Below are 14,656 nucleotides of genomic sequence, written 5' to 3'. Positions count from 1 at the left end.
CCATATACTGCACAAGCAAAACATTTGGATGCCAGGCTGCAAAGGGGATTTGAGGGTGTTGCAGAAACAGAAACATCAAGTTGACAATATCATAGAAGCTACAACAAAGCGGATTTTGGCGCATCAGCAATTGGATGGCAGCTTTTCGTACTGTTGTGAAGTCACGCCATTGTCTGAGGCCGTCATGGTGATTTTCCTCAAGCTCATCGGGGATTCAGCGGATCGACTGATATCTGATCTATGCCATACGATGGCACATCGACAACGAGCGGACGGAGGATGGACGTTACGCCCTGGAGAAGCATCGGATCTCTCGGTAACGACGCTTGTTTACTTTGCGCTGCTGCTGGCTGGCTTCCCGAAAACGTCCCCCCAGATGCTGAAGGCAAGAATGTGTATCCAAAAACATGGCGGCATCACCCGCGCTTCTTCCTTTGCCAAAGGGTTCTTGGCCGTTGCCGGACAACTCCCGTGGAGCGCCTTGCCCAATCCACACATTGAAATGATCCTGTGGAAAGAAGCGGCTCCCATCAATTTATTTGAAATCTCGAGTCCAGCGCGGATCCATTTGCCATCCCTTATGCTGCTTTCACATTTGAATTTCTCGTACCACTTACCTGTGGATTTGACGCTGATGGACCTCATTGATCCAGATGTTGAAATCCCGCAACGAGCCATCCCGCTGCGCGATGAACGCGCGGTGGAAAAATGCCGCGCGTTTTTGCTGGAGCGCGTTGAACCTAACGGCACATTGGCCAGTTATCTTTCCGCGACTGTGATGATGGTGTTCGCGCTGCAAGCGTTTGGATATTCGCGCAACCATCCGCTGATTGCCCGCGCTGTCATGGGGCTAAAAGACATGGCATATCGCCGAAAATCCTTTGTGCATCAACAGTTCTTTACATCCACAGTCTGGGACACGTCGCTGGCCATGCGCGCGCTGACCGCTGCTGGCGTCCCGCCGAACAGTGATGCATTGACCCGCGGCGCCGCCTATCTCCTCGCCAGACAGCAGCATCTACTGTCTGACTGGCATCACCACACAGCCAACGCCGAACCTGGAGGATGGGGGTTCTCGAACATCAACACAATGTACCCGGATGTAGATGATACGATTGCTGCGTTAATGGCGCTTTATCCCTTTCGTCGCATGGTGCGATCCCAATGGAAGAACGGCGCAAAATGGATGCTCACGATGCAAAACGACGACGGAGGCTGGGCTGCGTTTGATCGCAATTGCGACAACGTGTTCCTCAAACTTCTGCCAACAGGCGATTTAAAGCAGGTTTTGAGCGATCCATCCACGCCAGACCTCACTGGCCGTGTACTGCACACCATCGGATACACGGGCATCCGCGCCACTGCAGCTGTCTCCCATGGGGTAAATTGGTTGCTAGGTCAACAGCGAAACGATGGGACATGGTTTGGCCGGTGGGGCATCGCCTTTATTTACGGCACCTGCATGGCGGTACAAGGGCTCCATGCTTCAGGTATTCGGCGTGATCACTCCGCTATGAAAAAAGCCCTGTCATGGTTTAAAAACATCCAGAATGCCGATGGCGGTTTTGGCGAGTCCTGCCGCAGTGACGAGCAGGATGTGTACGTGCCGCTCAAGCAAAGCACAGCTTCCCAGACGGCTTGGGCATTAATGGGGATGATCTCGGCATCTGCGCGGTGCACGCCCGAGATGGCACGCGCAGCGCAATATCTCGTGGCAACTGCGCATTCGAATGGCGGATGGAGAGAAAAATACCCCACGGGCGCCGGCATTGCTGGCCAGGCATATATTCGGTATCACAGCTACCCTGACATTTGGCCACTGATGGCCCTGTGCGCTTTTAGGCAAAGGTGGGAAAGTGGTTGACCCCGCCCTCCAGCCAATTACCAGCGTTTTCTACGCTTAAAAAAGGGACTGGTAGCCCAGTCCCCCACACCATCTAAACTAGTACCGAATGGAGAATACCGGGTGATCTAAATCATTAATAAACAGTTTGAAATCCCCCGGTTCTACGCAATATTGTAGTTGATTATCTAAGTACCTTAAATCATCTAGCGTTAATACAAAATCAACAGTTACCGTCTGACGAGCAAGTATTGGGACCACTTGGTATTTTTTCATTTCATGCGTAGGACGCGCGATTCTCGACACAACATCTTGTACGTATAGCACGACAATCTCTGAATAGTCGTAGTCACTTGGGTTTTCAATTTGGAACGAAATCTTTACAGCTTGATTTTCATCAATTCGTTCACTTGAAATTTTGAATCCTGAATACTTTGCGCCGGTATAAGTCAAACCATGTCCAAACTTAAACAATGGACCAATCTCAGCATCTTGATATCTAGAACTATATACTGTTTCATTTGCTGGGCGACCTGAGCTTAACTCATTGTAGTAAATCGGCGTTTGCGCAGAATAACGCGGGAATGACATTGTCAATTTGCCTGAAGGCGTGTCTTGTCCCAGTAAAAGTTCAGCGACGGCCGATCCAGCTTGTGTCCCCGGATACCAACACCATAGCAATGCAGGGATATCATCAATCACATCTTGCAACGCAAGCGGCCTTCCAGCAAAGCAAACACAGGAATACGGCTTATTGGTCTCCTTGACTTTCTTGAGGAGCATCTTCTGTTCTTCTTCCAATTCCAAGTGAACGCTACTGTGTCCCTCGCCACTCAATGCCCAACTCTCGCCGATGGCAACAACAATATAATCACATTGCATCAACTTTTCTTTTGGGCAATCTTCGAATTTCTCATAGGCGCTAATTTCCCGAGTGCTATCCAAAGCGCGAATTCCAGACGCTAACGAAATGACATCTGCAAAATTGCCCTTACACGACCAATTCCCCAGCAGTTCATTTGTTTTGGAAAAAGGCCCGATAATTAAGATCTCTTTGCTGTTCTTGCCGATAGGCAACATACCTTCGTTCTTCAATAACACACAGCTTTTCTTCGCTACTTCCTTCGAGAACGCTTGAAATTCTCCGTTTAAGACGATACGGCCTTCCGCATCCTCATCTACGTAAGGATTTTCAAATAACCCTAGCTCATTTTTTAGAGATAGAATTTTTAAGACTGCCGCATCGATATCTTCCATGAGTTGAGGCGTTTGCTCCAAAATTTCCTTATAATTTTCGAAATATGTAGTAGAACACATTTCGATATCGATCCCCGCGTTTAAGGCCAATTCTGCCGCTTCTTTACGGTCTTTTGCGACACGATGATTTTGTAACTCTGAAACTGCGCCCCAGTCTGAAATCACGATACCCTGAAATTTGTACATGTCTCGCAAAACTGACTTCATCATTTCTTCATTTGCAGTTACCGGAACACCATTCAATACATTGAATGAGCTCATGACAAATTTAGGCGCTTGCCTAAGTGCAATTTCATAGGGCTTACCATAGTAGTCATAAAACTCTCTCATCGACATATCTACAGAGTTGTAATCTTTTCCACCCACTGCTGCGCCATAAGCAGCAAAGTGTTTTAAACAAGCCGCCACGCCATGACTTGGAATTTCTCCATCGTCATTTTTTTGATAGCCCTTAATCATTGCAGCGCCAAGGTCTCCCGAAAGAATATGATCTTCCCCGAATGATTCCATCACTCTTCCCCATCTCGAATCTCTGACGAGATCCACCATTGGAGAGAAGTTCACATGGATACCAGCAGCACGCAGTTCTGAAGCTGTATACGCAGCCGTTTTTTCCAATATGTTGTGATCCCATGTACAAGATAAAGCTAATGGAATGGGGAAAATGGTTTTGTATCCATGTATTGCATCATGCATAAATAACAACGGGATTTTTAAACGCGATTTTGCGAGATATGCCGATTGAACTCGATTGGTTATTTTCGCGCTAGAAACCCCTATTACGCTTCCGATTGTATATAAAAAGTCCCCGTTCATAAGATCATCCGCAATATCGGGTCCAGTCTCAACCATCTCACCAGCAATTTTGCCAACATAATGTTCACCAGTGATCTGCGAAAGCTGGCCAAATTTCTCTTCAATTGTCATATTTCCAAGTAACTCAACCATTTTTTGCTTCTCCACTTGTTCGTCATCCTATCTTCGGATTGATTTCTATTTCCACTCTAGCTTAGGAAGAATATCCTTTTGTATCTTACACATTTCGTCAACCATAGCGCACGCTTGATAGTATGTCGGCGCCTGTGGATCCAATAAAATGGCTTGTAACAACTTTGTTTTTGATTCTTCAGCATAAGCTTCCAACAACAATTTATGAATGGTTCCTTGGATGTGAATCGTCCCGATGAGTGCAGTGGGCAATTCAACTGTCATCGGCACTAAAGAAATGCCGGTTCCATTCACAATCGCTTGTGTTTCTACAACCATGTCATCTGGCAACCCTTTGATTGCACCGTTATTCGGCATGTTTGCTGCATGAATCACAATCTCCTCATCAAAGTGAATCGCCTCAATAATCGGGATCGCATATTCGCAACTCTGTTCAACTTTTTCCTTTTTGAAGACAAATTGTTCTGCAATCCATTTGTCTAACCCAACATTCTCATCAAACAGTTCCCGATCCACACTGCCTGCATGTGCACAATAAATAAACTCTGGAATCTTTGATTTCGGGTCTTCTATCTTCTCTTTCATAGGATCGTATCTAAATTGCAACGACAGACCTGCATAAAAGTCATTCGCATACGATACATATTCACCGCAATGATTTGTGCCCGGATATGGATAGAATCCATAAGTGCGAAACATGGTTCTTGAGAGCGCAAAGTGATCAAACTTAGCTAAACGATTCGCGATTTCCTCTTTTTCTCGGAACCGGGGATACAAGTCTTTTCCGGTTGCCTTATCCCATATCTTTGTAAAGAAACCAAAGTGATTTAATCCTCCTGCTTCAATCCCCAACTGATTTTTATCTACCTCTAGGATTTCGGCAATTTGTTCAATCCCCATGTCCAGTCCATGACAAAGGCCTACAATTTTAATGGAAGTGAACTTCGAAACCGCTTCAACGAGCTTAGCCTCTGGGTTCGTGTAGTTAATGAACCAAGCATTCGGACATAACCTTTCCATCGTTCTTGCTATATGCAGTATGGGACCCAGATTTCTCAGTGTATGAAACATCGATCCTGGTCCGCCGTTTTCACCATAAATTTGCTTGCTGCCATATCTACGCGGAATATGAAAATCTTGCGCCCAGTAAAAGTAACGATTCACTTCAATTGCAACAATCACGAAATCTGCATCGATAAGCGCCTTTTCCAAATCCGTTGTCATCCATATTTTCGCTGGATTTGAAAAAGCCTCAAACATTTCTGTGGCGTACACATAGGTCATCTTTAGGTTTTCGTCACTAATATCCATCAGTGCAATTTCTAAATCGGCTTCATTCTTCAATTTCTCGGATAGCACGAGATCCTGTAGCGATCCCAAGGCAAACGATACGCTCCCAGCACCAATCAAAGCCACTTTCAATTTTTTCATGATTATTTTCCTCCTGTCGATGTTTTCAGCGCCACATATCCGGCCCCAATTAGGCCTGCATCGTCCCCAAATCTGGAGATTAAAATTTTTACTTTGTCTTTTAAGTTCAGAAACACTTTATTTTTAACACTTTCCTCTATCCTCTGTATCAGCCATTGGTTGTTTTGAATAACGGCTCCGCCCAGGACAATCACACCAGGATCAAGGCTGTGGATTAATGAAGCGATGCCCCTAGAAAAATAGTCGATCCATTGTTCAATGGCTTCTACAGCTAGTACGTCTCTCTCTTGATGCTTCTCAAACAAGAGCTTCGCATTGGCATCATGTCCAAACAACGACCTACTTATCTTTTCAAGCGCAGTGCCACTACACAGTGATTCCAAGCTTCCTTCAAATTCTGCGGCGAGATGTTGATTTGAGTCGGAAATGATGATGCTACCAACTTCACCTGCATACCCGTGTGCCCCATGATAGATTTCGTGGTTCAAAATCACTCCGCTGCCAATGCCAGTACTAACCGTTATATACATGGAATTGGCATATTCCCTTGATGCACCAAATGCTGATTCGAGAATGGCGACTACATTTACGTCATTTTCGAGACAAATGCTGTATCCCGGAAAATAATCCGGGATTCTCTTCACTTCGAAACCTTCTAAGTAAGAGATGTTGGTTGCATCGCATAATCGCTCCGTACCATCTCTCCAGGGAATCGGCAAAGCCATTCCAACTTTATTCACTGGTTCTTTTTCTTTCACTTTCTCGATCATGTCCAATAAACATTTGAAGAGTTCATCGGTGCTGCTAAAATCATCTGCCAAGGTGACTTCCTTGCGAATCAAATTGAGGCGTTCATCGATTAGCCCAACCCGAACATTCGTCCCCCCAATATCTATTCCGATGACACTTTCCATTTTTGCTAGCCCCTTAACTCGATAACACTTCTAAATATTTTGCAGCCGCTCTATCTAAGAAAAAGTCAATATGATCATGACCAAGTAATTCGTGCGCTGGTAACCGGGATTCCGGATTGGAAAACACTTTGCGAGCAATATCCGCCTTATGCTCCCCGGTAATGGCCACAATGACCCGCTTACTTTTCATCACTTGGTTCAAACCAATCGTAATCCCCTTCTCCAACACCGTTGGTTGAAGAAAATACTTTTGAGCGATCTCTTTCGTATTCTGGGATAAGTCAACCACACTACTGTAATCCAACACTGCCTGCCCTGGCTCATTCAAACCAATATGTCCGTTCATACCGACACCCATTAAACTAAAGGTGATGGGATTACTTTGAATGAAACCGTCGATTTTTTTACATTCCTTTTGCAGATCAGTTGCGTTCCCATCAAAGAACTCAATTTGCTCATCATCTATCGGAATGAGTGAAAACAAATCTCGATAAAGCATCTGGTAGCAACTTCCCTCAGATGTTCTATCAATACCGACCCATTCATCTAAACTGACAATTTTAAGTTGTTTGATTCGGGATTGTTCATTTGTCATTTCTTCAGCAAACTTTTTATAACTCTTTTTTGGTGTACTACCAGAAGCCAAGCAAAAAACTGGATTTTCATCGTTTTGTATATGCCATTGCATTTCTTGAGCAATTTCGTGAGCAACTTCATCTTCGTTACTAAAAACGCTTATCATTAGGCATCACTCTTTCATTTGAACTGATCACACATCAAACAAATGACATTTGGCTTTATGCCCTTCACCAACTTCAACCATATTGGGCGCTTCAGTTCGACAACGGTTATTTACATGCGGGCAGCGGAATTGGAATGGACACCCGACAATTTTCTGGGTTAAGTTCGGAGGTTCCCCGCGAAAAATCGTTGTGTCGACCATTGCCCGAGTCTGTCTATTTGGATCCGGAGCCGCCTGAATCAAGAGTTGCGTATAGGGATGTTTTGCATCCTCAATCACTTCATCTGCTGTTCCTTCTTCGACGATCTCACCTGCGTACATCACTGCAATTCGCGTAGCCACGTAGCGGGCGCTGGCCAGATCGTGGGTGATGTACAAATAGCCAATGTTCAATTCCTCATTCAGCCGTTGCATAAGATTTAAGACACTCAACCGCAAAGACACATCAAGCATAGAAACCGGTTCATCCGCCAGAACCAATTTTGGTTGAGCTGCCAAAGATCTCGCCAATGCCACACGTTGGCGCTGGCCCCCAGAGAGTTCGTGGGGAAATTGAGCCAAGAAATTTGAGGGTGGATTCAATCCCACCCGTGCCAATGAACTGGCAAAAAGCTCATCCTTTTCACGACGGGACATGCGAGCGCGATTCGCCGGTAGACTATGCGCCATGATCGTACGTATCGTATGCGTCGGGTTTAATGAAGCAAATGGATCCTGGAACAACATTTGCACTTGACTCCGATAGTCTTTCAGTGACCGGCCACGAATTCGGCCGACCTCCACACCATCGAACAACATCTTCCCTTTATCTGGCCGATAGAGCCGCATGATCGTACGAGCCAACGTCGATTTACCAGAGCCTGACTCACCTACGAGTGCAACAATTTTTCCTGCTCCTACAGTTAGGTTTACGCCGCGCAGAACATGCGAATCGCGACCTCTTTGAACAAAGCGCTTGTGTACATCTTTAAGCACCAAAGCAGCACCTTTACCGTCCGTCGAGCCTACCAGTGTCGTCGCTTGTGTCTGTTCAATCACGTGTGCACCTCCTCGGCATAAGTTTGCATAACTGCGTGGCAAGCCACTTGTCTTCCTTGTATATCAAGCAACGGAGGCATGTCTTGGTGACAAACCGGTATAACCAATGGGCATCTGGCAGCAAACGGACACCCTGGTGGTGGTTGCAACATGTCAGGTGGCGATCCTGCAATCCCTTCTCGGCGCTCCATTGTTCCATGCAATGGCGGAAATGAGTTGATAAGTGCCCGTGAATAAGGATGCTCCGGCCTTTCGACGAGTATTTCTGACTTCCCCATTTCCATTACACGCCCACCGTATAGCACAAGAACCCTATCCGCCACTTCCAAGAGCAATGAGAGATCATGCGTGATAAACATGACTGCGAACCCATACTCTTTTTGCAGTTGCCGGATCAATGCAATAATTTCCCGCTGTGCTACCACATCCAAAGCCGTCGTTGGCTCGTCCATGATAATCAGCTCTGGCTGCAAAAGCAGGGCCAATGCAATAACTGCCCTTTGTCTCTGACCACCGGAGAGTTGGTGAGGATATCTATCAAGCTTGTCGGCAGATAATTCAACAATTTGGAAAACCTCTTCACAACGTCTTTGAGCTTTTACACGATTAAACTTAGGATCATGAGCCTTCAACGTGTCCATCATCTGTGCCCGTATTCGCATGACAGGATTGAGTGCATTCATTGCACTTTGTGTGACAAACGAAAAGGACTTCCATCTTGCTTTTTTTAGCTCTGATTGTGAGAGTTTAAAAATGTCCTTACCAACTATTGTGACATCTCCCTCCACATACGCATTAGGAGACGCCAGTATTCTAGTTGCAGCGAGCGCCAGGGTTGACTTCCCGCTCCCAGACTCCCCAGCCACTCCGACGAATTCACCGCTGTTGATGTCCAGACTGACACCGCGAATTGCTTGTACCCAGCCACGTGTTGTTGGATATCTTACAAACATATTGTGAATTGAAAGCGCTAGAGGTTCAGCCATTCAATTTCACCTTCTTTCGTCCTAAACGTGGATTTGTGATCTCGTCTATAGAGAAGTTGATGAGTGCGAGCGCTCCACCGAACATGGCAATTGCGGCGCCTGGTGGAACAAACCACCACCATAGCCCGTTTACCATCGCCTCATTGTTTTGGGCCCAATACAACATGACGCCCCAACTAACGGTGTTCACGTTGCCTAATCCCAAGAAGTCGAGACCTGCTTCCGCCAACAATGCACCAATCATCGAAAATAACAAACCGGATATGACGAGTGATAGCATATTCGGTAGTATTTCAGCGCCTACCACTTTCCACCAAGACCGGCCGACGAGTCTAGCGTGTAAGACATAGTCGCGTTCGCGTAGTGTCAATGTCTGTGCGCGCAAAGATCTTGCTCCGTACGCCCAACTTGTCATGGAAATGATGAGAATAATTGGCCATTCAGATTTCGTATTCCAGTAACTCGAAACGATGATCAGCAGCGGCAACCCGGGCATGACAATGAACACATTTGTAATCCAGTTTAGAATGTTGTCCACTATGCCTCTCAAATAGCCAGCTGTAATTCCGACAACCAGCGAAATAAACGTCGTCAATACCCCTGCAGCAAATGCGACAAGCAGAGACACCCGTGTGCCATAGATCAATTGACTGAATACGTCCTGGCCTAGAGAATTCGTCCCCAGAAGGTGTGCACCACTAGGCGGGAGATTCAGCGGATAGATTTCTGCCTGTGGTTGTGACTTTGCAATGAATGGAGCAAATATAGCGATGACGATAAACAAAGCGATAATCACAAAACCTGTTGCGGATTTCCAATTTCGAAACATAGACAACCATCGGTTCGTGGATTGACGCTTTCTTGGTTTTACTACACCACGGATGGGTGGTGTATCCATTTGTGTTTGCGAATGTTCGTTAGTAAGAGACACAAAGACCACCCTTTCTTATACGTCAGCGACACGTGGGTCCAACCATGAATAAAGAACATCGACGAGAAAGTTTGCTAACAGTACAGCGATGACAATCATCAAGAAAATGGTTTGCATTAAAGGATAATCATGATTTGACACCGCCTGAAACAACGCATAGCCGATGCCTGGATAACTGAAGACAACCTCCACGACGACAGCGCCGCCGACAATCCCGCCGATTGCCAACGCAAACCCTGTAATTTGGGGCAGCATTGCATTACGAGCCCCATAATTCATCATGATCTCTCTATCTGGCAAACCCTTCATGTGCGCAAGCATGATGTAATCCTCCGAGAGAACACTGACGAGATTGTTCCTCATTCCTATCGACCATCCGCCCAAAGACGTGATGACCAGCGCAAGTAACGGAAGAATGGCGTAATACAGAACACTGGTGATGAACTGCCAACTGAATGCCATTGGAAGGCTTATATCGTAGGCATGCGCGATTGGGAACCATCCTAATTTATAGGAAAATACAAACAGAAAGACTAAGGCCACCCAGAACTGAGGGATAGAGTTCAATATCATAAAAAGAAGACTAGGCGCCCCATCCGACAGAATGCTGTCTCTTTTCCATCCCGAATAGATGCCAAGTACCGTCCCAATTAAAAAACCTAGAATTGTAGAACCGCCAATCAGGAACAATGTCCAAGGCAACGCGCTGCGAATGACCTGAATGACGGGTTCAGGGAAATAAGTAAACGAAACACCGAAATTACCTTGAAGGGTATTCCATAAGTAGCCGAGGTACTGCTTAAGCATCGGCTGATGATTGTTGACGCCAAAAGCCAATTCGAGAGCCTTTATCGCTTGTGGCGGCATTTGACCACGCGCACGGGCGATAACAGATGAAGCCGCATTCCCTGGCATCATCCGCGGAAGAATAAAGTTTAAGGTGATGGCCGCCCAGAAAATGGACACATAAAACAAGAAGCGCTTGAGAATATACATGTGTGTCGCCTCTACTCCCTTTCACTTGTTTCCCGACACTATCCTAAAGATGTGTCGGATAGTATCACGCAACCATCCGTCACATCTTCGTCCAACTGATATTTACCTATTTTTGATAGAGTTGGGTCAAGACTACAACTGGGCCACCGTAGGAATTTGTATCCCAATACGGATTTTGCTTTGTTGGCCAGCCACCTATTGTCTTCGATGAATATTCATCGGTTGTATCACTGTTTAACAGCGGAATCACAGGTAATTGCTCAGCATAAATGGTTGCCATTTCATCAATAATTGTTTTCTGTGTTGACGCATTCTCTGTTCCCTCGAACTGCTGTGCAAGTTTCTGTACCTGATCATTTGCAAAACGACCATAGTTGGAGCCGAGTGCGGTCGAGCCAATCGGGCCGCCATATTGAGTGTTCATTAGCCCATTCAGAACAAAAAATGGGTTCGGCCCCGTTGGCGTCCAGTAGACGCCCATTTGGAAATTTCCTTTTGCCATATCATCTGCATACTGGCTTGATGATATAGACTGTTGATTCACAGTGATGCCAATTTGACCAAGCATGCTCGCTATCTGATTAGAGAGTGTAACGTAATCCGTAAATGGTGCCGGAACAATCATATTGATGGTGAAGGGTTTCCCTTGCGGCGTCATCATTTTGCTCCCAGACATTTTGAAACCTGCCTTGAGCAGCATGTTTTTTGCCTTACTCGTGTTGTATGTGGCTGGGAACATCTTGTTTAAAGATGTGGTGCCCCATTGACTTGCCAGGCTATCGGGAATTCCATCTAAAGAAGACACTGGCGATGCATAACCGCTTTCTCCGATTTTCGATAGCTTGCTCCTATCCAAAGCCACGCTGATTGCCTGACGTACTTCTGGCATGTTCAATGGATAGGAATGCAAATTCACGTACAATGAATCAAACGCTGGAGCCTGGCCGTCATTAAAGTGATTTGCAGTCGGATCCTTCTTGACATAAGAAGTTTCTAAACTAGGTGAAAATATACTTGCCCACTGTATTTGTCCCGACTCTAATCCAAGGATTGTACTGTCATTCGATGTCTCAGCAGGATAATTAACCGTTTGCAAATAAGGTTTCCCTGGTTGCCAATAATGAGGGTTCCTTGTAAGTGTGATTTGTTGAGAATTAAATGTCTGTAACATGTACGGGCCGGTCCCGATGGGTTGTTGATCCTGGAAAGTGAGCGGATTCACACCCTGGAACTGAAATGTTGATACGATAGGTACACCGGAAAAATAATAAAAGAAAGTTGAGTTCGGTTGTTTGAGCACGACTTGCACCGTATCCGGGCCCTTTGCCGAAATAGATTTCATGAACGACCACAACCCGTTAGAATCAAGAGCTGGATATTTTTTTAACATATTGTACGTAAACACGACATCCGCGCTCGTGAATTTTTTCCCATTAGACCATTTGACACCCGGACGCAAGTGGACGGTAAGTACCTTATTGCCATCACTCCAAGTCCAACTCTTGGCCAACCAAGCTTTACTCATCCCCGTATTGCTGTCCCACTCCACTAGTGGTTCGTAGATGACTTTACTGATATCGCTCGTATTGCCATTTGGAGAATACGGATTAAAAACATCCGCCCAAGGCCCGCTCTCTTGTGGACTAATACTGATGGAACCTCCCACATGTGGCCCCGAAGCACTTTGGCTAGTCGTCGATATCGCCTTTCCATTGGCCCCCGCCTGTCCACAGCCAACGGCGGTCATCAAACAAACGACCCCCATAGCACTCATTCCGATGATTCGTTTTTTCATGAAAGACACCCCCATGTTGATTTTGATATAGCTAGCAGCACGGATTTGAACTCGCTCTTGAAATACGTATTTCTGAAAATAAGCGCAACAAAGCACCTTTGTGTACAATCAATCGCTCATTAAGCGCCCTCTCTGACGCGTCCGTAATATTTAAAACGAGATGCTTGTGACATTTCCAAAAATAGAAGTTTATTATGATTTAGCGTTTTCACTACCATCATCCCAAAACCATCACGGAGCACGATGAACTGCCCACAAATCTACGTTGATTAAAGAATTCGTATAAATCATTCCTAGAGTTATGTTGAAAGCCTACGATAACTTGAGATACTCGCTCTGCATCAAGACGGTGCCTGCGGCGCCAACAGCACCTGCATCCTCGCCTAAACGAGCTAGGGCGATTGAACAGTCAATCGGGGACATCCTTGCAACGATCCTGCGAATTCTGTCCAACAAGATATCCTTTGCCCCTGCAACCCCCCCTCCAATGATCACGATATCTGGATCTAGCAGCACGATCACATTGTTCAACGCTGCCGCCAGATGCGCTGAAACGCTGTCGATCACCCTGAGCGCTAATATGTCCTCTGATTCTGCTGCAGCAAAGACGTCTTCCGCAGTGATACTCGAGCACTTGTGAAGTGCAGATGACGGATAATCTCCAAGTAACTGCCGAGCCAGATTTACGATGCCACCACCGGAGGCAACTGCCTCAAGCGGACCATATTCGAGAAGGCCCACTTCTCCTTGTGATGGATGATCATAGGTCTGAAAGTACCCGATTTCGCCCGCATATCCTCTTCTTCCGCGGTAAAGTTGTTTGGAGATGACGATACCCGCGCCAATCCCCGTACCGATGGTGAGCATGACGGCATCTGTGGCATGCTTCGCCGCGCCACACCATACTTCGCCAATCACAGCCATGTTCACATCGTTGTCGACAAAAATAGGGTTCGGCAAGGTGTCTGCAACCACACTTTTGATATCTAGCTCATCAATCGCAAGTCCAGGCGCATTGGATAACAATCCTGTATGCGGATTTACAAAGCCAGGCGCACCGATTCCCGTGCCTAGAATCTTATCTGCAGGAATCTTCGTATTTCGGATAAATTCAGCCGCTTCTGAAGCGATGTATTCAATGGCTGCACTGCCGCGATGCAAAGTCCGGATCTTCTTCTTCTGTACGATTTCACCAGCCAGGTTCACGAGAGAGATCATTGTCTTAGAGCCACCCACATCGATACCGAGCGCAAATCTTGATTCAGGAACAAAACGCAGATATACTGGACGCCTCCCACCTAGCGTGGTCGATTCTCCAGTTCCAGCCTCTCGAATGATGCCATCGGCCAATAATTCGTCGACAATAATCGACACTACGGAACGACTGATATTTAATGTCTGGGCGAGATCCGCGCGCGATATCGGAGCGTTTTCGCGAATCAGTTGCAAAATCGTCGAACGGTTAAATCTCCTTATGTCAGATAAGGTACCCTTCTTCAGCTCCACGAGCATTACTCCCGTTCAGTTTGTTTGAACTTAGTTGAAACTAACGTCATGATAACCGCTTACACGGATGTCAGTCAACATTTTTTTAGCAAGTTTCAAAATCGTTATCATTTTTCCGAGGTGATATTTCGACAAAAACACGCACAATGCTCCATTTATCAACAAAAATTTACACAAAATTAACGTGGATCCCAAACAGATTGAGTATGCTATTTGCACTATATTCCTAAATGGAAAACACCTATAACTTCAATACAGGCCCTGGCTTC

11 protein-coding genes are annotated in these 14,656 nt (G+C 46.0%); 1 reads left to right on the top strand and 10 read right to left on the bottom strand.

Annotated elements, in window-relative coordinates:
• Window positions 1–55: 55 nt before the first annotated feature.
• Window positions 56–1,864 carry a terpene cyclase/mutase family protein gene (locus tag ACFSB2_RS04450; protein ID WP_377941595.1) on the top strand — a complete coding sequence of 603 codons (1,809 nt, stop codon included), beginning with the start codon at window positions 56–58 and terminating at the stop codon, window positions 1,862–1,864.
• 78 nt (window positions 1,865–1,942) lie between these two features.
• On the opposite strand, the gene ACFSB2_RS04445 is transcribed toward ACFSB2_RS04450, so the two are convergent.
• The 10 genes from ACFSB2_RS04445 to ACFSB2_RS04400 form a co-directional block, all read right to left on the bottom strand.
• Window positions 1,943–4,063: a glycoside hydrolase family 3 N-terminal domain-containing protein gene (locus ACFSB2_RS04445; RefSeq protein ID WP_377941594.1), complete on the bottom strand. Its 2,121-nt coding sequence runs from the start codon at window positions 4,061–4,063 to the stop codon at window positions 1,943–1,945.
• Window positions 4,064–4,093: 30 nt separating this feature from the next.
• Entirely contained in the window at window positions 4,094–5,479 is a 1,386-nt protein-coding gene (locus ACFSB2_RS04440) for a family 4 glycosyl hydrolase (RefSeq protein ID WP_377941592.1), read from the bottom strand.
• 2 nt (window positions 5,480–5,481) lie between these two features.
• Window positions 5,482–6,393: an ROK family protein gene (locus ACFSB2_RS04435; RefSeq protein ID WP_377941591.1), complete on the bottom strand. Its 912-nt coding sequence runs from the start codon at window positions 6,391–6,393 to the stop codon at window positions 5,482–5,484.
• Between the two features lie 13 nt (window positions 6,394–6,406).
• On the bottom strand, window positions 6,407–7,135 hold the full coding sequence (locus ACFSB2_RS04430) for a 6-phosphogluconolactonase (protein WP_377941588.1): 729 nt from the start codon (window positions 7,133–7,135) through the stop codon (window positions 6,407–6,409).
• Between the two features lie 27 nt (window positions 7,136–7,162).
• Window positions 7,163–8,173 carry an ABC transporter ATP-binding protein gene (locus ACFSB2_RS04425; protein ID WP_377941586.1) on the bottom strand — a complete coding sequence of 337 codons (1,011 nt, stop codon included), beginning with the start codon at window positions 8,171–8,173 and terminating at the stop codon, window positions 7,163–7,165.
• The gene (locus ACFSB2_RS04420) at window positions 8,170–9,159 is read right to left on the bottom strand and encodes an ABC transporter ATP-binding protein (RefSeq protein ID WP_377941583.1); all 990 of its coding nucleotides are present in this window, start codon (window positions 9,157–9,159) and stop codon (window positions 8,170–8,172) included. Before ACFSB2_RS04420 ends, ACFSB2_RS04425 begins: the two co-directional genes overlap by 4 nt.
• Window positions 9,152–9,988 (bottom strand): ABC transporter permease, encoded by an 837-nt coding sequence (locus ACFSB2_RS04415; RefSeq protein ID WP_377941582.1) that lies wholly within the window; start codon window positions 9,986–9,988, stop codon window positions 9,152–9,154. The genes ACFSB2_RS04420 and ACFSB2_RS04415 overlap by 8 nt, the downstream gene beginning before the upstream one ends.
• A 117-nt stretch (window positions 9,989–10,105) precedes the next feature.
• Window positions 10,106–11,086, bottom strand: a complete 981-nt coding sequence (locus ACFSB2_RS04410) for an ABC transporter permease (RefSeq protein ID WP_377941581.1) — start codon at window positions 11,084–11,086, stop codon at window positions 10,106–10,108.
• Window positions 11,087–11,192: 106 nt separating this feature from the next.
• Complete coding sequence (locus ACFSB2_RS04405) at window positions 11,193–12,881, bottom strand: ABC transporter substrate-binding protein (protein WP_377941579.1); 1,689 nt, start codon at window positions 12,879–12,881, stop codon at window positions 11,193–11,195.
• Window positions 12,882–13,193: 312 nt separating this feature from the next.
• On the bottom strand, window positions 13,194–14,387 hold the full coding sequence (locus ACFSB2_RS04400; protein WP_377941577.1) for an ROK family transcriptional regulator: 1,194 nt from the start codon (window positions 14,385–14,387) through the stop codon (window positions 13,194–13,196).
• Between the last annotated feature and the right edge of the window lie 269 nt (window positions 14,388–14,656).

The organism is Alicyclobacillus fodiniaquatilis, assembly GCF_042678105.1.
Lineage (GTDB): Bacteria > Bacillota > Bacilli > Alicyclobacillales > Alicyclobacillaceae > Alicyclobacillus > Alicyclobacillus fodiniaquatilis.
This window is presented reverse-complemented; position numbering and strand designations above follow the sequence as displayed.

Excerpts from the sequence above, each read along its gene's own strand:
- ACFSB2_RS04415 (WP_377941582.1), bottom strand. The coding sequence starts at position 9,988 with ATGTTTCGAAATTGGAAATCCGCAACAGGTTTTGTGATTATCGCTTTG.
- ACFSB2_RS04435 (WP_377941591.1), bottom strand. The coding sequence starts at position 6,393 with ATGGAAAGTGTCATCGGAATAGATATTGGGGGGACGAATGTTCGGGTT.
- ACFSB2_RS04420 (WP_377941583.1), bottom strand. The coding sequence starts at position 9,159 with ATGGCTGAACCTCTAGCGCTTTCAATTCACAATATGTTTGTAAGATAT.
- ACFSB2_RS04410 (WP_377941581.1), bottom strand. The coding sequence starts at position 11,086 with ATGTATATTCTCAAGCGCTTCTTGTTTTATGTGTCCATTTTCTGGGCG.
- ACFSB2_RS04440 (WP_377941592.1), bottom strand. The coding sequence starts at position 5,479 with ATGAAAAAATTGAAAGTGGCTTTGATTGGTGCTGGGAGCGTATCGTTT.
- ACFSB2_RS04405 (WP_377941579.1), bottom strand. The coding sequence starts at position 12,881 with ATGAAAAAACGAATCATCGGAATGAGTGCTATGGGGGTCGTTTGTTTG.
- ACFSB2_RS04430 (WP_377941588.1), bottom strand. The coding sequence starts at position 7,135 with ATGATAAGCGTTTTTAGTAACGAAGATGAAGTTGCTCACGAAATTGCT.